The 20938-nt window shown below is 55.7% G+C and carries 19 protein-coding genes; 13 read left to right on the forward strand and 6 right to left on the reverse strand.

The features are described 5' to 3' along the window. Nucleotides 1-107: 107 nt before the first annotated feature. The 10 genes from B2P82_RS11990 (at nucleotide 108) to B2P82_RS12035 (ending at nucleotide 10327) form a co-directional block, all read left to right on the forward strand. Nucleotides 108-1493, forward strand: coding sequence for a pectate lyase family protein (locus B2P82_RS11990; protein WP_290497178.1), 1386 nt, complete (start codon nucleotides 108-110; stop codon nucleotides 1491-1493). Between the two features lie 50 nt (nucleotides 1494-1543). Further along, the gene (locus tag B2P82_RS11995; RefSeq protein ID WP_290497180.1) at nucleotides 1544-2593 is read left to right on the forward strand and encodes a LacI family DNA-binding transcriptional regulator; all 1050 of its coding nucleotides are present in this window, start codon (nucleotides 1544-1546) and stop codon (nucleotides 2591-2593) included. 188 nt (nucleotides 2594-2781) lie between these two features. Next, a complete protein-coding gene (locus tag B2P82_RS12000) occupies nucleotides 2782-3423 on the forward strand; it encodes an RpiB/LacA/LacB family sugar-phosphate isomerase (RefSeq protein WP_290497181.1) in 642 nt (213 codons plus the stop codon). A gap of 47 nt (nucleotides 3424-3470) precedes the next feature. After that, nucleotides 3471-4232 carry a 2-dehydro-3-deoxy-D-gluconate 5-dehydrogenase KduD gene (gene kduD, locus B2P82_RS12005; RefSeq protein WP_206991626.1) on the forward strand — a complete coding sequence of 254 codons (762 nt, stop codon included), beginning with the start codon at nucleotides 3471-3473 and terminating at the stop codon, nucleotides 4230-4232. 23 nt (nucleotides 4233-4255) lie between these two features. Continuing rightward, a complete protein-coding gene (locus B2P82_RS12010) occupies nucleotides 4256-5254 on the forward strand; it encodes a sugar kinase (protein WP_290497182.1) in 999 nt (332 codons plus the stop codon). A gap of 27 nt (nucleotides 5255-5281) precedes the next feature. Beyond that, on the forward strand, nucleotides 5282-6871 hold the full coding sequence (locus B2P82_RS12015) for a carboxylesterase/lipase family protein (RefSeq protein ID WP_290497183.1): 1590 nt from the start codon (nucleotides 5282-5284) through the stop codon (nucleotides 6869-6871). Nucleotides 6872-6874: 3 nt separating this feature from the next. Further along, nucleotides 6875-7387 (forward strand): hypothetical protein, encoded by a 513-nt coding sequence (locus B2P82_RS12020; RefSeq protein WP_290497184.1) that lies wholly within the window; start codon nucleotides 6875-6877, stop codon nucleotides 7385-7387. Between the two features lie 161 nt (nucleotides 7388-7548). After that, a complete protein-coding gene (locus B2P82_RS12025; RefSeq protein ID WP_414652045.1) occupies nucleotides 7549-8553 on the forward strand; it encodes a TRAP transporter substrate-binding protein in 1005 nt (334 codons plus the stop codon). Beyond that, entirely contained in the window at nucleotides 8550-9059 is a 510-nt protein-coding gene (locus tag B2P82_RS12030) for a TRAP transporter small permease (protein ID WP_290480196.1), read from the forward strand. Before B2P82_RS12025 ends, B2P82_RS12030 begins: the two co-directional genes overlap by 4 nt. Next, nucleotides 9050-10327, forward strand: a complete 1278-nt coding sequence (locus B2P82_RS12035; RefSeq protein WP_290480197.1) for a TRAP transporter large permease — start codon at nucleotides 9050-9052, stop codon at nucleotides 10325-10327. The genes B2P82_RS12030 and B2P82_RS12035 overlap by 10 nt, the downstream gene beginning before the upstream one ends. A 156-nt stretch (nucleotides 10328-10483) precedes the next feature. Here the strand turns inward: B2P82_RS12035 and B2P82_RS12040 are convergent, their stop codons facing one another. Then, the gene (locus B2P82_RS12040; RefSeq protein ID WP_290497187.1) at nucleotides 10484-11485 is read right to left on the reverse strand and encodes a LacI family DNA-binding transcriptional regulator; all 1002 of its coding nucleotides are present in this window, start codon (nucleotides 11483-11485) and stop codon (nucleotides 10484-10486) included. 245 nt (nucleotides 11486-11730) lie between these two features. Between B2P82_RS12040 and B2P82_RS12045 the strand changes: the two genes are divergently transcribed. Both B2P82_RS12045 and B2P82_RS12050 read left to right on the forward strand, forming a co-directional pair. Continuing rightward, complete coding sequence (locus B2P82_RS12045; protein WP_290497188.1) at nucleotides 11731-13686, forward strand: sodium:solute symporter family protein; 1956 nt, start codon at nucleotides 11731-11733, stop codon at nucleotides 13684-13686. After that, nucleotides 13683-16091, forward strand: a complete 2409-nt coding sequence (locus tag B2P82_RS12050; protein ID WP_290497189.1) for a glycoside hydrolase family 3 protein — start codon at nucleotides 13683-13685, stop codon at nucleotides 16089-16091. The genes B2P82_RS12045 and B2P82_RS12050 overlap by 4 nt, the downstream gene beginning before the upstream one ends. A 7-nt stretch (nucleotides 16092-16098) precedes the next feature. On the opposite strand, the gene B2P82_RS12055 is transcribed toward B2P82_RS12050, so the two are convergent. Together B2P82_RS12055 and B2P82_RS12060 are read right to left on the reverse strand one after the other, a co-directional pair. Then, nucleotides 16099-17253 (reverse strand): AI-2E family transporter, encoded by a 1155-nt coding sequence (locus B2P82_RS12055; protein WP_290497190.1) that lies wholly within the window; start codon nucleotides 17251-17253, stop codon nucleotides 16099-16101. A 139-nt stretch (nucleotides 17254-17392) separates the two neighbouring features. Then, complete coding sequence (locus tag B2P82_RS12060; RefSeq protein WP_034814608.1) at nucleotides 17393-17566, reverse strand: DUF1328 domain-containing protein; 174 nt, start codon at nucleotides 17564-17566, stop codon at nucleotides 17393-17395. Nucleotides 17567-17729: 163 nt separating this feature from the next. On the opposite strand from B2P82_RS12060, the gene B2P82_RS12065 reads away from it, so the two are divergent. After that, complete coding sequence (locus tag B2P82_RS12065) at nucleotides 17730-17891, forward strand: entericidin A/B family lipoprotein (protein WP_084333302.1); 162 nt, start codon at nucleotides 17730-17732, stop codon at nucleotides 17889-17891. Nucleotides 17892-18324: 433 nt separating this feature from the next. Here the strand turns inward: B2P82_RS12065 and B2P82_RS12070 are convergent, their stop codons facing one another. Genes B2P82_RS12070 through B2P82_RS12080 form a run of 3 tightly spaced genes read right to left on the reverse strand, consistent with a single transcriptional unit; the run spans nucleotide 18325 to nucleotide 20801 of the window. Further along, nucleotides 18325-20016, reverse strand: coding sequence for a sensor histidine kinase (locus B2P82_RS12070; protein ID WP_290497191.1), 1692 nt, complete (start codon nucleotides 20014-20016; stop codon nucleotides 18325-18327). Continuing rightward, on the reverse strand, nucleotides 20006-20602 hold the full coding sequence (locus tag B2P82_RS12075; protein WP_206991638.1) for a sigma-70 family RNA polymerase sigma factor: 597 nt from the start codon (nucleotides 20600-20602) through the stop codon (nucleotides 20006-20008). Before B2P82_RS12075 ends, B2P82_RS12070 begins: the two co-directional genes overlap by 11 nt. A gap of 10 nt (nucleotides 20603-20612) precedes the next feature. Continuing rightward, on the reverse strand, nucleotides 20613-20801 hold the full coding sequence (locus B2P82_RS12080) for a NepR family anti-sigma factor (RefSeq protein WP_034814600.1): 189 nt from the start codon (nucleotides 20799-20801) through the stop codon (nucleotides 20613-20615). Between the last annotated feature and the right edge of the window lie 137 nt (nucleotides 20802-20938).

Genomic DNA, 20938 nt, shown 5'->3' on the forward strand with positions numbered 1-20938 from the left:
GAAACCGGTGTCATTTTCAAACCTCCATAGTGATAAAAAGTGATCCGGAACGAGCGAATACTTGAAATCGGTCGGCAAATCCGGGGACAAGAAGTGAGGAAACACCCATGGCGAGACCGAATTACGCTCCCTTCCCAAGAATGATTGCTGCGTCAGCGCTGTTGGTCCTGTCCGGCTGCGCCACCGCACAGCCGCTAGGTGTCGCTCCAGCGGAGACTGAAACAACAGCCTCTGTACCAGTTGCCCCGTGGATGGGTCCGCTCGGGCCAGCAGCAATGACGGCGGGAGGGCGCGGCGGAGAAATCGTCAGAGTGACAAGCTTGGAATCCGATGGACCTGGTACACTCAGAGCAGCGCTAGAGGTCGATGGTCCCAAAATCATCGTTTTTGAAGTGGGCGGCGTCATTGATCTTGATGGCAACAATTTGCGAGTTAGCTCGTCCAACACAACAATTGCGGGCCAGACCGCGCCGTCACCTGGCATTACCCTTATACGTGGTGGCATGGTTATCACCGGCGACCACATCATCGTTCAGCACATGCGTATTCGCCCGGGCGATCTGGGTGAAGGCTTACGAAGCGGCCGAGACATAGATGCGATCACGACGATCGCAGCTCACAATGTTATTGTCGACCACTGTTCGCTTAGCTGGGCGACGGATGAAAACCTGTCCGCTTCCGGCCCACGCTTCACCGGCGAAACTCCCAAAGACTGGCGCGAAGGCACATCACACACAATCGCCTATACCAACAACATCATCGCTGAAGGTCTGTCCCATTCGACACATGCGAAGGGAGAGCACTCAAAGGGATCGCTCATACATGACAATGTCAGCGATATCCTGATCTACGGAAATCTATACGCTCACAATTTCGAGCGCAGCCCACTTTTCAAGGGCGGCGTACAAGGCGCGATCGTGAACAATTTCATCTATAATCCCGGACAGCGCGGCGTTCACTATAATCTGCAAGGACTGGAATGGGGCGACGTGCCTGCGGAGACGGGCCGAATGGACCTGATCGGCAACGTGATGCGCGCGGGCCCCTCGACCAGCGAACGGTTACCGCTACTCATGATTGGGGGCGATGGCGACCTGGACCTCCACATGTCCGGCAACATCTCCATAGATCACTGGGGTCATGAATTGCCGGAGCTTGGGCGCTACACATCATCTTCCACTCAGATTGCAGAACAGTCTGAACCTTCTGACATTGTTGCAGGGTTGCCAATTTTGGCTGCGAATCAGGTTGAGCGCTACGTCCTGAAGAACGCTGGCGCGCGCCCTTGGGACAGGGACTCAGTGGACGTTCGCATTTTGGCCGACACGGCGGAGGGGCGCGGTGAAATCATCGACAGTCAAAATCAAGTCGGCGGATATCCGACCGCGAGTCCGACCCACCGCGCCTTTGATCCGGCCCTGTGGGATTTGGAGACGATGCAACCTGCCGCTCCAGAAGCGCTGGACTCCGGCTTGAAAGCCAAGGGGACTTGAAGCCACCCCAAATCACGTCAAAAAGAGACGACGCATAGCAAGGCTTTCCCATGAGCGACGATGAACACGAGGCCAAACCGGTCCGAGACCGGTCTCAGGTAACAATTATAGACATTGCCCGCATGGCGGAGGTGTCCAAGAAAACCGTGTCTCGTGTCATCAATGAGTCACCGCTTGTTCGTGAGGAAACGCGCAAGAAGGTCAAGCAGATCATCGCTGAGACGGGCTTCACACCAAATCCTCAGGCACGCGCACTGGCTTTCCGGAAGTCATTCTTGATCGGCCTCGTCTATGACAATCCAAGTCCGCAATATGTCGTCAATATGCAGCGCGGGATACTCGACACGCTGGGGGACACCGCCTTTCAGCTGGTCCTACGGCCCTGTGATCGTGGGGAAGAAGGCTATCGCGAACGCGTCCGGTCTTTCGTCCTACAACACAAACCACATGGCATAATCCTGACTCCATCCGTATCTGAAGATGAGGAACTTGCCGAGATTTTAAGAGAGGAGGAATGCGATTACGTTCGCATCGCCTCACTAGAACTGGACATTCCGTCGCGCAGCATTCGGACCCAGGATGCTCAGGGGGCAGAAATGGCCGCCGCGCATTTGGCACAACTCGGCCACAAGCGTATCGGGCACATTCACGGACCAAAAACATTCCGCTCGGCCCACGAACGCCTGTCAGGGTTCAAACGCGGCCTTGAGGGTTATGGCCTTGAACTTGCTCCGGAATTGACGGTTGAAGGCGCCTACACATTTGATTCCGGTGTGACCAGTGCCACGCGGCTTCTCAACCGCCATGACCGACCCACAGCTATCTTTGCCGGTAATGATGAAATGGCCGTTGGCGTCTATGTCGCCGCTCGGAAGGCTGGCTTGAGAATTCCCGAAGACCTCTCGATTGTCGGTTTTGACGATACACCAATATCCGCAAGGATCTGGCCGCCGCTTACCACGGTTCGGTCTCCTATCCGCGAAGTTGGGCGCGCCGCCGCTGATCTCTTGGTGAAGCGTGGAGCAGGCTCAAGCGGCAACCAGGAACTACAATCTTTTCAGTTGGAGCTTGTGGTGCGAGAATCGACCCGCACAATCTAATTCTCGCCCGATCAACCGGTTGTCAGTCTGAAACACAGATGTTATGACACCGGTTACCAAACACGCCACACCGAAGATCACCGGGGTGATGACAGTCCTGGTCCAGATTCGGAACCTGATCACGGACGCGCCCTATCCCAGCTACGCTTTTCGAGGCGAAGTACTCAAGCAACAAAAGGAATACCCCCATGAAGATTGCGCTCATTATTGAAAATAGCCAGGCTGCGAAGAGCAGCATTGTCCATGACGCGCTTACTTCAGTTGCAGAGCCACTCGGCCATTCCGTTGCCCATTGCGGAATGTCCGGCCCGGACGACGAGGCACATCTGACTTATCCAATGATCGGCATCATGGCTGGCATTCTGATCAACTCAAACGCAGCAGATTTCATTGTTACAGGTTGCGGCACAGGCATGGGTTCCAACCTCGCATGCAATGCAATGCCCGGCGTATTCTGTGGCCTTGTCATCGATCCAACAGACGCCTTCCTGTTCGCCCAGATCAATGACGGCAACGCGATTTCCATGCCGTACGCGAAGGGCTTCGGCTGGGCAGCTGAACTCAACCTCCAGGACTGTTATCGTAAGCTTTTCGAGGGTGAGCCGGGCCTAGGCTATCCGAGAGAACGCGCCGCTGTCATGGCTGAGAATCGCGGGATTCTCACTAAGCTCAAGGAAGCCTCCTGCAAGGACATGCTTGCCGTCCTCAAGTCAGTCGATCAGGATCTCTTGAAGGCTGCAGTCTCTGGTGAGAAATTCCAGGAGTTCTTCTTCGCAAACAGCCAGGATGCGGCCCTCACCGACTATGTAAAGCAGGTACTCGCCTCCTAGGCCCCGAGCGGACAACAATCGCAACAAGACGACATTCGGAGCGACCCATGAAGACCAATCCCTTCAGGCTTGAAGGCAAGAGCGCCATTGTCACCGGAGCCAACACAGGCCTCGGCCAGGGCATGGCTGTTGCGCTGGCGGAAGCGGGAGCAGACATTTGCCTTGTCGGCCGAAGCGCACCGTCAGAGACCTTGGACATGCTGGCTGGGACCGGCTGCAAAACGCACTCGATCCTCGCAGACCTCGGCTCGGCAGACAGTGTAGAGACTATCGTCACAGAAGCCAAGTCAGCTCTCGGCGCCGTGGACATACTCATCAACAATGCCGGTATCATCAAACGCAACGATTCGATCGACTTCACCTTTGACGAGTGGGATTCGGTCATGAATGTGAATCTTCGTACGTTGTTCTTCCTGAGTCAGGCGGTCGCACGTGAAATGATTGCCGCCAGCAAGGGTGGCAAAATCGTCAACATCGCATCGATGCTCTCGTTCCAAGGTGGCATTCGCGTGCCGTCCTATACTGCCTCCAAGAGCGGCGTAGCCGGACTTACCAAGATCCTCGCCAATGAATGGGCCAAGCACGGCATTAATGTGAATGCGATTGCCCCCGGCTACTTCGCGACAAACAATACAGCGGCCTTGCAAGCCGATGAAACGCGCAACACCGAAATTCTCGGCCGTATTCCAGCAGGTCGCTGGGGTAAGCCGTCCGATCTCGGTGGCGCGGCGGTCTTCTTGTCATCGAGCGCATCCGACTACGTGCAGGGCATTACGCTTCCTGTCGATGGCGGCTGGCTGGCCCGCTGAGCTGGGAGGAAGGTTAACCAGACATGGCGGCCACAATCGTCTGCTTCGGAGAACTCCTGCTCCGCATGAGTGCGTCCGACAATCAACGTCTGATGCAATTGCCATCATTGAACGTGCATGTCGGCGGCGCCGAGGCGAATGTCGCCATCTCACTCGCCCAGTTCGGGCACACGTCCCGCATGGTCAGTACTTTGCCTCAAAACCCGCTTGCTGACGCGGTGATCAGGGATTTGAGGTCGCATGACGTTCAGACCAATTCAATCCAGAGGCGCGAAGGTCGGGTCGGGCTCTACTTTCTCGAAACCGGGGCAGTCCAAAGACCATCTCGTATTACGTATGACCGGGCTGGAAGCAGCTTCGTTGAGACTCCCGCCGCGACGTATGACTGGCTGACATTGCTTGAAGATGCGGACTGGTTACACATTTCCGGCATCACGCCAGCCACGGGCCCCAATGCGGCTGATGCGGCATTGGCTGCAGCGCGCACTGCTGTCGCGCAGGGTGTGAACGTCTCATTCGACGGTAACTATCGCGAACAGCTCTGGAAAAGCTGGTCCGGAAATGGTCCGGAGATTCTGGCCCAATTGCTAGAACACGCCACCCTCGCCTTTATCAATGAATTGGACATACAGCTCGTTTTTGGAGAAAAATATCCTGGGCGTGAGGATGCGGAGAAGACTGCTTTCGCGCGGTTCCCCCGATTGAAATATGTCGCATCGACATTACGCGAGCAGGTCGGCGCAAGTCACCACCGCCTCACAGGCCGTCTGGCAACACGCGATGGCACCTGGCATTCGCCGGAAATGGACTTGCCCGGCATAGTAGATCGAATCGGTGGGGGCGATGCGTATGCAGCCGGCATCCTGCACGGCCTGATCTCTCGTGACACGCCGCAGAAAACTGTAAACTTCGCAACGGCAGCAGCTACGATCAAGCATTCCGTGGCCGGAGATTACAACAGAACGAGTGTTGGGGAGGTGGAAATTCTTTTGACGCAAACGGATCTGGACGTGCGCCGCTAGACCAGTGAAGCAGGGAGGGCTTGAAACATGACGATGAACCGACGGGCCTTTACTCGCGGCACCGCCGCGCTTGCACTCAGTTCTCCGCTCATGGGGCTCGCGGGCAAGCCATCCGAACACCCTGTCGCCGCCACCACACACGGAAAGGTTCGCGGCTATCGCCACAAGGCAGTCAATATCTTCAAGAGCGTCCGCTATGGCGCGGACACGGCGCCAACGCGTTTTGCCAAGCCACGCCCCCCCGCCCCTTGGGCGGATACGCGGGACGCGACCGAGTATGGGGCGACTGCTCCGCAATTGGGAAATGTGGAGAATGTCAGCGAAGATTGCCTGTTCCTGAATATCTGGACGCCAGGTCTGGCCGATGGTGGCAATCGTCCGATCATGGTCTATTTCCATGGTGGAGCCTATGCCAGCGGTTCCGGATCTTCACCGCTCTATGACGGGACGAACCTGGCGACCAAGGGTGACGTGGTCGTGATCACGGTGAACCATCGGCTGAATGCGTTTGGGTACCTGTCGCTTAGTCGACTCAATAAGGATTTTCCTCACTCCGGCAATGCCGGCATGTGGGATCTTGTGCTTGCACTTGAATGGGTACGCGACAATGCGGCCGCCGTCGGAGGGGATCCGTCGCGAGTCTTCGTCTTTGGTCAGTCCGGTGGGGGGGCAAAGATTGCCACCCTGATGGCCGCGCCGTCCGCCCGAGGCCTGTTTCATTCCGCAGCCACAATGAGCGGTCAACAAGTCACCGCCTGTGGTCCCTTGAACGGCCAGCTTCGCGCACAAGCCTATCTCGACACCCTCGGCATCGCACCAGAAGACACAACTGCGTTGCGAGCAGCTCCGATGGAAACCCTCATTGACGCACTCGCAACGCGTGATCCGGTCAATCCGGAGCACGGTCTGTATTTTGGTCCTGTCCTGGATGGACGTTTTCTCAACCGCCATCCCTTTTGGCCTGGCGCTCCGGGACAGTCCTCATCGATCCCCATGATCCTCGGGAACACGAAGGACGAGACTCGAAACCTGATTGGCGCAAAGCATCCTGACACATTCCACCTCGATTGGTCGGACGTTCGAACACTTCTAGCAGATCATATGCGGTGCGACATCGACCCAGACGATGTCGTAATGGAGTATCGTGCCCTCTACCCATCCTATTCGCCGAGTGATGTATTTTTTGCAGCCACTACGGCCGGGCGGTCGTGGCGCGGACAGGTGGAAGAGGCAGATATGCGCGCGGCTGAGAACGGCCCGACCTGGGTTTACCAGTTCAACCTCGGCTCGCCAGTAGAGGGCGGAAAATGGGGCGCACCGCACACGATGGACATCGCCTTTGCCTTCGACAATTTGGACCAATCCGGCACGTATGGCGGCACAAAGGTTCCCTCAACAGGCGAGTATGCACGCGTCGCAGACGAACTGTCTCGCGCCTTCATCTCCATGGCCAGGGAAGGCCAGCCCAATCATCCCGGGTTGCCGGACTGGTCTCGACATACGCTGCCAAACCGGGAGACACTGGTATTCGGCACCACGACCCGGCTCGAGAATGACCCGCGCAAAGGCGAAAGGGAACTCTTCGCCAAAGTACCTTTCACTCAATGGGGGACCTGATCCATGAAATCTGCCACTCACATCATCGTCGCTGCCGGCATTCTGTCGGCCTGCTCACCAACTCAAGTGCCCGAACCTCAAAGCCAAGGCGACATTGTTACCGAAGTGGCGCCCACAGACCTGCCCGGACCGGTGCAATCTGCCGTCTCCGAGGCCATGCCCGACATGACGGTACTGGAAGTGCTTCGAAAGGAACGCGGCCAGCGCGTCTATTTCGATGTCGAAGGTGAACGCGCCGACGGATCCGAAATCGAACTTGATATCCTGTACGCCGACGGCGTTGCAGAAGTTGTTGAAATTCAGCGGGACCTACCCTGGACCGCCGTACCTGCAGACGTTCAAGCCGCCGCCACGGCAGCAGGCGCGGCTGAGCCGGTCCGAATCATCGAGAGTACGCAAATCGATGGCAGCATCATCTATGAATTGTTCGCCGACGGCATGCCAAAAAACCCGGCCATGGAAGTACAGTCGAAAGACGGGCAAGTGGAAGTGCTGGCTGAACGTTGGCCGCATTAAAGTTGGCCAGGCACCTTGCAGAATAAATGACACCGGTTACCATGGGTGGTGACCGCACGAGCCGCCTCTCTAAAAGAGGCCTTTGAAATGGCCGTACCGGGGAGGAGAGATATGAGGCGGGATCAGTTCCTTTACACGACTGTACGTGCGGCGCGTCCATGATGCGTGGCATACCAGTTATCTCACGTCGGCAAGCCCTGATCAGCATGGCAGCCGCCACAAGTTTGGCTGCGTGCAATCAGAGTTCGGGCCGGGATTTGCTGAGTGCAGACTCTCATCCGGAAGAATATCCGACCGTTCAGGCCGTTAAGGAAATGGGGCGCCTGTTGGACGAGCGCAGCGGGGGCAGGCTTCGTATCAAGATGTACGCGGGCGGACAGCTCGGCTCGGAGCGCGACACGCTAGAAATCACCTCGTTCGGGGGTCTTGACCTGAACCGGGTAAACCTCGCACCGCTTAACTCGATCGAACCCCTGACGACCATCCCTGCGCTTCCGTTCCTGTTTTCCTCAACTTCCCATATGCGGACGGCACTCGACGGACCTGCAGGCGACCGAATTCTCGACTCGCTCGCGCCGCACGATCTCATCGGCCTATGCTTCTACGATTCTGGCGAACGCAGCTTCTACAACACGCGCAAGCCAATACTGTCACCAGACGATATGGCTGGCATGAAAATACGCGTGCCGAATTCCGACCTCTACGTCGCCATGATCAAGGCACTCGGCGCCGACGCAACGCCTATGTCGCTCGGTGAAGTCTATCAGGCACTGGTCCAGGGCGTGATTGATGGTGCAGAGAACAACTGGCCATCCTTCGAAAGTGGCCGCCATTTCGAAGCTGCGCCCTTCTATAGTCTTACTCGGCACATCATCGCGCCTGAAGTCCTGGTCATGTCGGCCAGCCGTTGGCGAAAGCTTTCTGATAGCGACAAGACGCTGGTCCAACAGTCGGCTCGTGATTCCGTACCCTTCATGCGCAAACTCTGGGATGAGCGCGTCGCCGAGTCCCGTGAAAAGATCATCGCTGCGGGTGTGTCGGTGAATGAAGTGGCAGATTTAGGTGCCTTTCAGCAGAAAATGCGTCCGGTCTGGGATCGTTTCGTCAGAACCGACACCCAGAAAGAGATTGTTGCAGAAATCGAAGCGCTAAGGCCTGACGCATGATACGCCTCCTGACTAATATCACGCATTTCACTGCAGACTGGCTGGTGCGAGTTGCAGCAGTCGGACTGGTCCTAATGACGCTGATCATTGGGTGGCAAGTCTTCGGCCGATATGTCTTGAATTCCAGCCCTTCCTGGTCTGAACAAGCCTCCCTCGCCCTGATGATCTGGTATGTATCGCTCGCGGCCGCCGCAGGCGTCCGGGAAGGCTTCCACATCCGAATCGTGGCGCTTGAAAATGCAGTTGGTCCAAAGACGCGACTCTGGATGCGGATCATTTCAAACATCATCGTCGGCGGGTGTGGGCTGGCAATGCTGGTCTGGGGCGGCCAATTGGTTGCCAAGACCTGGAGTCATGTCATTCCCTCGCTCGGACTGCCTCGGGGATTGGCCTATCTCGGCTTACCTATTGCGGGCGCCTTGATGGCGGTGTTCTCGCTCGAACGCATATTCGAAGAACTTTCCGGCGAAAAAATTACAGATGAGGAGGACCCAAGATGGAGTTGATCATTCTGGTCAGTGTTCTGGTCGTTCTGCTCGCGCTTGGCGTGCCGGTCGCATATTCTCTACTCGGGTCGGCCATGGCGACGTTCCTTGCCCTCGACATCCCGATGGTCGTGGTTTTCCAACGCATGGCGGCCGGCGTCAGTGTCTTTACGCTGATGGCGATTCCCTTCTTCATCTTCGCTGGGGACCTCATGTACAGGTCAGGCATCGCAAAGCGATTGGTCGAAGTTGCCGAAGGCGCTTTCGGGCGCACACGAGGCGGACTCGGCCTCGTAAATGTTGGGGCGTCCACCATGTTTGGCGCTGTCTCCGGCTCCGCGATTGCCAGCGCTTCGGCTATGGGATCCACGCTGATGCCCTTGATGCGTGAGCGTGGATATGATGGCGATTATACCGTCAATGTCACCGTTACCGCCGCCATTGTCGGCCTACTCATTCCGCCCTCACACAACATGATTATATATTCCGCCGCCAGCGGGATCGGCGTGTCGATCGGAGATTTGTTCCTGGCTGGTATCGTGCCCGGCGTGATGACCGCAGCCTTGCTTATGTTCGTCGCCTGGCGCGTCGCTGTCCTGCGTGGCTATGCCAGCGGTGCCTTTCCTGGCTGGCGTAGCTTTACGCGCGCGCTCCTGTTCGCCATCCCCGGCCTGATGACAGCGATCATCATCATGGGCGGCATTCTGTCAGGTATCTTCACCGCCACGGAATCTTCTGCCATTGCGGTCATCTACACGATCGCTATCGGAGCTCTGGTCTATCGAACGCTGGGATGGAAGCGCTTTTTTGAAGCCGCCATGCAATCGGTAAAGATCACGGCGATGGTGCTGCTTATCATCGGTGCAGCGACTGCATTCGGCTACGCGCTCGCCATCCTTGAAGCACCAGCGAAGCTGGCTGACATGATTACGTCCGCCACCAGCAATCCGATACTTGTCCTTCTCATCGTGAATGTCATCCTGCTTGTGCTCGGCACATTCATGGACATGTCGCCTCTCATCATCATCACAACTCCGATCTTGTTGCCGGTAGTCATGGAAGTGGGCGTCGATCCAGTTCACTTTGGCATTGTCATGATGCTGAATTTAGGGATCGGGCTTGTGACGCCGCCAGTGGGATCGGTGCTATTTGTTGGGTCTGCGGTCGGAAAAGTTCCGGTGGAACAGGCTGTGAAGACGATCTGGCCCTTCTATGGCGCGCTTCTGCTCGCGCTCATGATCATTACATTCGTGCCCGCGCTGTCTCTCACACTACCGAGCCTGTTTTGATTGGCACCAACCTGCGCCTCCATCTCCTCATTCTTGGCTTGGGCCTTTCGCTGACGACATGCGCGATGGGCCGATCATCTTCTGTTCCTAAATAGGTATCTGGACTGACCTCGTTCCCCACTGGGACCGCGCGCACGACATTTTCAATCCACCCGGTTAGCCAACCTCTCGAACACTCGCTCTGGCCACCAATTCGGTTGCAAGCATTTCGTGTATCCCCGTCACAGCGTGGCCTCTGAGAATGTCACACATAAGGGTCATGGCTACTTCTCCTATTTTTTCCGCAGGCTGCATCACAGTGGTCAGGGGCGGCGTACAGTATTTTCCGAATTCAATGTTGTCGAAGCCGGAGATCGACAGGTCGTTCGGCAGGTTGAAACCAAGATCATGCGCCGCGCGGATTGCGCCAATCGCGATCTCATCACTCAGACAGAATAGCGCCGACACATTCGGCTTGCGTGATAATAGGCGCATGGCCGAACTCTCCCCACCCGCCATCGAGTAGGGCCCATATGCCACCATGGTCTCGTCGAGCAGTAGTTCCCGTGCAGCCAACGCATCGCGAATACCCGTCAGCCGCTCTCGCGTTACCAGTCGGTCTTTCAGGCCTGCCAACACTCCGATCCGACGATGGCCTGACGCCATAAGGTGTTCCGCCATCATTGCCGCGGCGCTGCGATCATCGATACCGACGGTCGGATACCGACCGCGCGGATCGGCGCTGATCGCCTGCACGAAGGGAATCGCGCAGTGTTCACCCTCATGATGCAACTGGTCCAGCGGCCGCTCGCCCAGCTGGATCACGCCATCGGCGCGATAGGTTTCCACCATCTCCACACCAACGGACTCGATGGCCGCATCGTCTCCGGTGTCAGACACGATCAAATTGAACTTGTTCTCTACCGCGACACGCTCAATGCCCGAGACAACTCTCGCGAACAGGACGTTTGCAATGTCTGGGACCATGACAAGCACTGTATTGGTCCGCTTCTCACGGAACAGTTGAGCCAATGAGCTCGGCTTGTATTTGAGTTCTTCAGCGGCGGCCAGGACGCGTTCGAGCGTCGTCGTAGACAGTTTGCTCGGATCTGAAAATGCCCGCGACACTGTGGCGGGGGAGACAGCAGCCAGTTTCGCGACATCCCTGATCTGAGCCATTGAAATTCTCCTACGAGCCATTTCGACTTTTTGAGGCTCCGCGTCGGGGCAACTCACCCGAATGATGGAACGATCTGGTCATCAAACACCATGATCGCTTGCAATGAAACCGGTTGTATTGAATGTTCTCATGGTCAGGCACGCACAGAATGTTGGCGACCAAAGCCCATTTGCCTGCAAGGAGGAATTCGGTGCACCGTCGCCCGCCCGGGCGAACCGCGCGCACGAACTAGGAGTCGGGGACCGTGAGTCTACATCCGATTGATATGGCCGTGATCGCGGCATACATCGGCTTGACGCTATTTATCGGCTTCTGGATTTCTACCCGGGCCAATAAGGGTATGCGGAGCTACTTTCTTGGTGGCAATCGGTTGCCTTGGTATGCGCTGGGCCTGTCGAACGCCTCTGGTATGTTCGATGTGGCTGGCACGATGTGGCTCGTATCCATCCTATTCGTTTATGGTTTGAAAAGCGTCTGGATCCCATGGCTCTGGCCCGTCTTCAACCAGGTATTTCTGATGGTCTTCCTCTCCATCTGGTTGCGCCGGTCGGGCGCGATGACCGGGGCAGAGTGGATCACCTTCCGGTTCGGCGATGGCCCAGCCGCGCGGTTAAGCCATTTGATTGTTGTGTTGTTCGCATTGATCTTGGTGCTTGCCTACATGGCCTACGGCTTCCTCGGTATCGGCAAGCTCGCGGTCCAGTTCATCCCGCTAGACTTGGCGGGCCTTCTTCAGCTCGACGTTTTCCTGCCTACCGCCCTGAAGGCGCCCAATCTCGCCGGTGACCTTCTGGCCCAGAGAGAAGCCGCCATGATCTCACTCAATGAGAAGGTTTTCGGCGTTGTCCTGATCTTTCTTACGTCGCTCTATGTCATCAAGGGCGGCATGTATTCGGTAGTATTTACCGAAGTCATACAATTCCTCGTCGTCACGGTTGCCAGTGTCGGTATTGCCGTGATCGCCATGATGCATGTGGCGCCGGATACGCTGGCTGCGGCAGTCCCCGAAGGGTGGGGCAATCCCTTTTTTGGATGGAGGCTTGGTCTCGATTGGTCCAATCTGCTGCCCTCCGCAGATACCAAGATAGCGAGTGAGGGCTACTCGCTGTTTTCAATATTCTTCATGCTTGTCTTGCTGAAGGGCATCTTCACATCACTTGCCGGGCCGGCCCCAAACTATGATATGCAGCGCATCCTTTCAGCCCGCACTCCGGTCGAAGCCGCCAAGATGAGCGCGCTGGTCAGCATTGTGCTGAATGTCCCGCGTTATTTGCTGATCACCGGTCTGACGATTCTCGCTCTGGTCTATTTCAGTCCATATTTGAGGGACATGGGCACAGATGCGGACTTTGAGGCCGTACTGCCATTTGCACTACGTGAATTCATTCCAGTCGGGCTGCTCGGCCTTACCCTCGCCGGATTGCTGGCTGCCTTCATGTCCAGCTTCGCCGCCCCCCTTAACGCCGCCCCCGCATATGTCGTAAATGACATCTATCGCAAATACATTAAACCGAATGCGTCTGAGAAGACGTATCTCAGGATCAGCTACCTCGTGTCCACGGTCTTCGTGATCATTGGCACGCTCATCGGAGTGTTCCTGACCAGCATCGATAATGTCATCAACTGGATCACGGCAGGGCTTTATGGCGGATACACAGCCGCCAATGTCGTGAAATGGTACTGGTGGCGCATGAATGGTTACGGTTACTTCTGGGGCATGCTGACGGGTATCGTGTTTGCGCTGGGGTTAGGCATGCCACAGGTGGACATCAATCCGTTGCAGGCTTTCCCATTCTTCTTCGTAGCGTGCCTTATCGCCGTGGTGGTCGGATCTCTGGTGACCAAGCCGACCAATATGGAAACATTGCAGCGATTCTACTTGAAGACGCGCCCATGGGGCCTTTGGGGGCCTGTCGCCGACTCACTCGCGGCCGCCGGCCGAACTGTCTCCCCCAATACGAACTTGAAGCGTGACTTGATTAATGTAGCCGTGGGAATTGTCTGGCAGACTGCCCTGGTCTGCGTCCCTATTTTCCTTGTGATTCAAGACTGGCCCAAAATGCTTGCAGCTCTTTCAGTTGTGCTCATCACCAGCGTATTCCTGAAGCTTAACTGGTATGACCAGATGAGAGATTACCCGGAAGACTACTCTCCCGACGAGGAACGAACACATAAATCCGATGTCGGACTTAATTTGTGACTGACTGGTCTACTTCCACGCTTGCTCTGTCCGATTGGCCGAAGGCGCAAACGCCACGCCTGCAGTCCGAGAAAACAGAGGCCCTGATTGAACGAATTCTGGAGTGGCTGACACCCGCGCAAAAGGTAGGGCAAATTATTCAGGCCGATATTGCTTCAGTGACGCCTGAGGATGTCGCCGCCTATCATCTCGGTTCAGTGCTGAATGGCGGCAATTCTGCACCAAACGGAAATCAACGTGCCAGCCTCGCCGATTGGCTGGAACTCGCCGATGCATTTTGGGCGGCATCCATGTGTGCAGATGGCCCCCGCATTCCGATACTGTGGGGCACCGATGCTGTTCACGGCCACAACAATCTGATCGGGGCAACAGTCTTCCCACATAATGTCGGACTGGGTGCCACGCGGGATGCAGAACTGGTGGAACGCATAGGCGCCGCCACCGCACGTGAAGTACGTGCATCAGGTATGGATTGGGCATTCTCTCCGACCGTCGCCGTCGCACGCGACAGCCGGTGGGGCCGGGCCTATGAGTCCTATTCGGAATCCCCCCAATTAGTCGCCGAGCTAAGCGCCGCCCTGGTCCGAGGCCTACAAGGCATTTCGGGCAACGAGAAATTCCTCGGTGACACCAAGATACTCGCTTGCGCGAAACACTTCATTGGTGATGGTGGCACTCAGGGGGGGCGGGACCAGGGCGAAACGATCGCCACAGAAGCCGAGTTACGCGAGGTCCACGCCGCCGGCTACTACGCCACTCTCGAAGCTGGAGTGCAGACTGTGATGGCCTCTTTTTCGAGTTGGGGCGGTCGTAAAATGCACGGACACAAAGCCTTTCTCACCGACCTTCTAAAAGCCCATTGGGGCTTCGATGGTGTGGTTGTGGGAGATTGGGACGGGCACGGGCAAATAGAGGGCGCCACCCCAACTGATTGCCCGGACGCGTTGATGGCGGGCCTCGATATGTATATGGCCCCCGACAGCTGGAAGGGCCTGCATGAGTCCCTATTGCGCCACCTTGAGTCCGGACGAATTACCCAGGAGCGTCTGGACGATGCGGTCCGCCGGGTTCTCAGGCTAAAAATGCGTGCAGGCCTGTGTACTCAACCCACTCCCAGCGAACGAGCCCTAGCTGTGAGGGGAAATATTGTTGGGTGCACGGCCCATACGGAACTTGCCGCTGTCGCCGTCCAGAAGTCTGCCGTTTTGCTGAAGAATGCGAACAATGTTTTGCCTTTGCAGTCGAATCAAAGAATCCTGGTGACGGGTCCCGCTGCGGATGATCTCGGCATGATGTGCGGAGGGTGGTCGCTCTCCTGGCAGGGCGGTAATCTCAATCCGACCGACTATCCGCATGCCGAAACCTTTCTGGCGGGAATTCGACGGGTGGGCCAAGAGCATGGCGGGACAATTATCTATTCACCCGACGGGCGCATCAAAGACTCTCCGGACATTGCCATTCACGTGTTTGGAGAGCCCCCCTATGCCGAGTTTCGCGGAGACCTGTCGACGCTGGATTTTCAGCCCCGAGACAAGAAAGATGCCGACACGCTCAAACGGTTGCGCAAGGCCGGCATCCCCACCATCTGCATCTTCCTCTCTGGGCGACCGCTTTGGGTCAATCCATCATTGAATGCGTCCGACGCCTTCATCGCAGCATTTCTTCCCGGCACTCAGGCAGGCGCACTCGCTGATGTGCTGTTTGCAACGAATGGTCTCGACTTCTCCGGCAAACTATCTTTTTCCTGGCCTCAATATGCGGATCAATACGCGCTCAATATGGATTCGCAGCCCTATGATCCCCTGTTTCCGTTCGGGTTCGGACTATCCATGAAGGACTGTGGGAACCTGCGGATACTACATGAAGACGGTGTCGTCACCCAGCCCGACCATGGCACAATTTTTGAGTTAGGCCGAACCGCAGGAAGTTGGACGGTGCACCTTGAGAATAGTGAAATTGGGAAACCTTGGCATGGCGGCGAAGCCATCTCTGCTGCGGGAGCGATAATGCTCAAGTCTGCTGATTTGGGACAACAGGAAAATGCCATCGAGATCGTTTGGAAGGGTAACTCCTTTGCGCCTGTCCTTTTCTCACACGAGAGACTGGACCTGACTCGGGAGGTCAACGCTGGTTTCTGTTTCACCTTGACTTTGGACGTTTCTCAGCAGGATGCAGGTAACATTGTTCTAGCTGTACTTTCCGAGTCCGGCCGGCATGAGATAGGCAGCTTGTCCGAGCTTGTCCGGGACGTCGGAGAGAAGGGAACATCGACTTTCCAAATTCCACTCCGAGAAGTATCTGAATCAGGTGTGGTTATGTCCTTGATTGAGGGTATCGAGTTCTCGGCCCGAAGGCCGGCACGTATTGTCTTGTCGCACGTGGCCATGGTGATGCCCGACGGCTGAGGGGGACTCACCCTTCTTCTGAAAGTGGAGTATCTTTTTGGCGGAACACGAACTTCATCAATCGTGAATCCGAACCGGACAGGTCGTCCCGATCACCCAGGAATTTTCCGAAGCTCTCCAATCCATTCACATTGTCGGACACGACTTTTGCCATTAGCAGGATCGGCGTCGACAACAACATTCCCATAAATGACCAAACCCAGGCCCACAACGCAAATGAAATGAATACGACGACCGCGTTCAGCTTGAGGCGGCGCCCCACCAGCACGGGCGTTAAAAACTGACCTTCTATGGTGTTTATCAGCCAATAAAGCAGCGCGGGCAGTAGCGCCTGGAGAGTGTTGTCAAAGGTCACCAAACCAGTCACGAGCGAAACCGTGATTCCTCCGATGGAACCAATGTACGGAATATAATTGAGCAAGAATGCGCCCAACCCGAACAGCAGCGGATTGGGCATCCCGATCGCCCACATAACCGAACCGATGATCATGCCGAGCACTGCATTGATCGCTGTAATGGTGAAGAGATAAGTTGAAAGTTGGTTTTCTATAGTGCGTGCAGCTGCCAACGCTCGTCGCTTGTCCTTGAGCTTGGGCATGACCTGCACAAGCTTCTCATAGAACATGTCACCCGATGCGATCAGGAAGAAGCTCAACGTCAACGTCACGATCAATTGGCTGACCACAGCCGGCGTGGCTTGGGTCATTACACTGACGAAACCTGGCTCTCGTATCGCGACTGTTTGCTGTTTACCCTGACTTGTAAGCGCATCAATCTGATCGCCAGCCTTCAATACCGGCTCAATTGTACCAAAAAGACCACTTAATTCGCGGCGAACTTCAGCAGCGAAAGTCGGCGCGTCACTCATATACTGCTGTAGAGCTTCAGATATGAAGTAGAACAGGACTCCGAACACAACGAGAAGACTGACCATGATTATGCCAGCTGCGGCACCCGCAGGAATTCCTATCCGGCCAAGTGCGCGCCTCACAGGACTGAAAGTCAGCGCAAGAACAAATGCGGAGATAATTGGAACAAATACACCTTGGGCAAGACTCAGTGTCCCAAGCGCGAGGATCCAGAATATTCCGGTGATGGCCCAATTGCGCACCACATCCCGCTTGTTGTCTGGAGCATCCGGGGAAGCCATGTATTCTTTCACAGCCTATACCTCCTCCCGGTGACCCCTTAATTTACCTACGCCGCTGCAGGAAAATAGTTCCATTGCGGTCTTTATATAAAGAAAGCACAAAAAAGGGCGCTGCAGTCGCAACGCCCTTTTCAAAAAGATGCAAACCTCACTAGGTCACATTTCGCCCACGGACGGCCCGCGCAACAAAGGATAGGACCAAAAGAACGAGGAATACGAAGAACAGGATTTTGGCTATACCTGCCGAAGCACCAGCGATGCCGCCAAAGCCGAGAACTGCGGCGATCAACGCCAATACGAAAAATGCGATTGCCCAACCGAGCATGACAATAACTCCTTCTATCAAACAAATCGACGCGTCGTGGTCGATACGATGACAGTACAACCCGGTCGCAGGCATCCGAGTTCCCGATTATTTTTTGATCGACCATTGGAACTAAGGGACACGGGTAACGTTTGTTTACTGCTTAAAGCGGAAAGGAATTATCATGAAAAATACCGTGAAGATCGCAACACTCGGTGCCTTGGGCGCCCTGGCCACCCTGCTGGCTGCCTGCAACACTGTCGACGGCGTTGGCAAGGATGTCGAAGCCGGTGGCGAAGTCATCCAGGATACCGCACGAGACGTTGAAGAAGACATCAACGACTAAGCGGGCCGCAAACCAAGCCTGAAAAGACACGCTCAGATCGAGCGTGTCTTTTTTTGCTCGTATGTTGGAAGTGAGCGGTACTCACAGGGCAGCAAGAACTACCTATTGTGTGGAATGAACCACTTGGCCGGAATAGGAGATCAGCAAAACTCGTGTTCGCTTGCTGGTGCGCATCAGCTCTGTGTGTTTGCGCAAACAGGTCCAGATCTGCCCAAGTCCAATAATCAGCACAGACAACATCGCGCCAACGCGACGCGGGCCATTCAAACGACGAAAAATTTCAAGGTGAGAGCTCAAACTACGGGATTGGCGTTGAATGTCTATCCGGGGGTGTACTGCGTTGACCATAAACAACCTNNCGCATCCAAGCGATGCGAGTTCCGCGCGGTTCTGCATGCTAACACGCGGGGCGGACTGGATGCTGCTCTTCTACCTAAATATCCATGACAAGCTTATGCGAGCAGCCCAGTCCTGGTCGCGCTTCGGTCGTGAATTCCGCAGACAATTGTCGTGCAAAAGCGACCATGAGCTTGGAACCCAGTCCGGAGTCCTCATCCGCTGAGTCATAGCCGAGACCCGTGTCTCTGATTTCGAGAATGACCTTTTCGTCTACCAATGAAAGGCGCACAGCAACTTCGCCGCCGTCTTCTTCAAAAGCATACTTCATCGCGTTGGTGACTGCCTCGACAATGAACAACGCCATCGGAATGGCATCGTCGGCATCCCGCTGGATTTCGGCATATGATTGGACGAGGTTTATGCCCGCCTCTGACATGCCCAACGCATCTGAAAGATGATTGAGAAGTCCGGTAAGGAAGGGTCGCATATCGACGGTTTCCAGGCGCTCATTCTGGTACAATGTCTGGTGTACAATCGCCAACGCATCGATACGGTGGCGCGTCGCCGCAATTGCATCCCGGGCCTGTGGGTCTTTTAACTGTCGACCCTGCAAGTTCAAGAAGCTTGTAACAATCTGGAGATTGTTCTTCACACGATGGTGAATCTCTTTCACGGCCGCATCGCGCGTGGAGATAGCCTCTTTGAGATCTTGGTCTCGGTGGTCGATATCTTTCGCCATGACCTCCATCGCGGTCGCCAGATTGCGAATCTCCGAAGGGGCATCGACAAAAGAATTACCCGCTTTGAATTGATACCGCCCCGCACCATAGATACGAACTGTGCGGGTCAGGCGGGAGATCCACCTCAGCACCAATCCATCAATCGCCATCCAAGCCGCCAGCAGTGTTACTGCGAACGCAAGTAAGGGTAGCCCGAACGAAGTCGCGGGCCGCAAAAAGAAATCATTCCACAAACCGTAGGAGGGACGCGCGATTACTGCGAATATGTTGGAATCGCCGACAGGTCGCAGCACAACATCAGTGGAACCGCCACCGCTCTGCTCTGCCCGGAACAATTGGGCGGCACGAGTTTCCTTCACCTGCTCAATCCATTCGGACGGGATCGGCCCAATAATGGGATCTCCAAACACCCTGCCCGTCTCATCCGCGATGGAAAGGGAAACGTAATCGGGCAGATAGCCGGCCTGAACAAGATTGGCGAGCTCAATTGCACTCAATGCAAATGTGTGGATGCCCACAAAATTTCCGGCTTCGTCTTCGACGCGTTTATTGAGCGCAAAGAGCCACTCGTCACTTGCGGATCCGAAGAATGCATCACTCCGAGCAAAGGAGTCTCCTCCGGCTCGCAATCTGTCATGCAGAACCTGATTGTCACGACTGAGTGTGGGTGTACCTACACTGGCGCAGACAACTTCACTGTCCTTGTCAAACGCCACGACATTGGTGAGCGACGGCAGATATTCAAACAATTCGTTGTAGACACCGCTACACTCGCCCGCCGTCAATCGCGGTTCATATAGCGAGAGCAATAGCTCTGCTTGCTGTAGCGACTGGTTCACACCATCAATGGCTGCGCCTGCAACGACGACAAGGTTTTGAGCTTGGCTTTCCCGAATATCCCGGGCGTCGATATAGGCCTTGAACGCAGACAGCAGGAGTACTGGTGTCAGCGCAGCTGCCAGCGTCAAAACGAGCTTATTGCGCAAAGGTGCCGCGTTTGCGCCCTTGCTCTCCCCCTGGTCTAGCCCACCTTGGTTACCCGACACCGGCAATATCATCTGCCTGCCGCATGATGTCATTGAAGGCGTCTTCCGCCCTCATTTCGGAGTCGTCGCTGAATCCCGCCCCATTTGATTCCAGAATCTCGACGACGGCTTTCCTGGCCCGAGACACCCGGCTTTTGATCGTTCCGACAGCCACGCCGCAAATCTCCGCAGCTTCCTCATAGGGCAAACCGCCAGCACCGACGAGAATGAGAGCTTCACGCTGATCAATTGGCAGCCTGCCGAGGGCATTGCGCATGGCGAGCAGATCGAGCGTGTCGGATGGGTTACTGTTCGACACCAGCGTTGCTTCTGCAACTTCAGGATCAAGTGGGGTGCGGCGCCAAGACCGGCGTTTTTCTGAATAGAAAACATTTCGGAGAATCGTGAAGGCCCACGCCTTCATATTCGTGCCGGCTTGAAAGGATTGTCGCGCATTCCACGCTTTCAGCATTGCATCCTGTGCAAGGTCATCCGCAAGCGTTGCATCTCCGCACAAGCTGCGCGCGAAAGCCCGCAAATGTGGGATTAGCGCAGCAAGTTCGCGTTTGAATTCAGGATCGCTGAGTTTTTCCGTATTGTCTGTCATGGAAGCCGCCTCAGGATTTGTCTGAGGTGGAAGATGGCCGAGCCCTATCGGCTTCTTCGAGAAGCCGCAGGAACTCATCGGGCACATCTTCTTGCGCTACTTCGTCATACACGCGGCGCAATTGTTCACCAATGCGCTGCGTCCGCCTCTTACTGCCGAGGTCGGATTTGACGGAGTTTTTGCGTCCGTTCTTTTCCATTCCGTCCAAACTATCCTGATTCACGATCTGATACCTAACTATATGAGTCTGATAGTTAAACAATCCGGCACCATATAAGTTCCACACTAATGCAGTATTTTGCACTAGTGTGGAACCGAAGCAGCTTTCACGAATTG

The organism is Hyphomonas sp. UBA4494, assembly GCF_002388935.1.
Classification (GTDB): domain Bacteria; phylum Pseudomonadota; class Alphaproteobacteria; order Caulobacterales; family Hyphomonadaceae; genus Hyphomonas.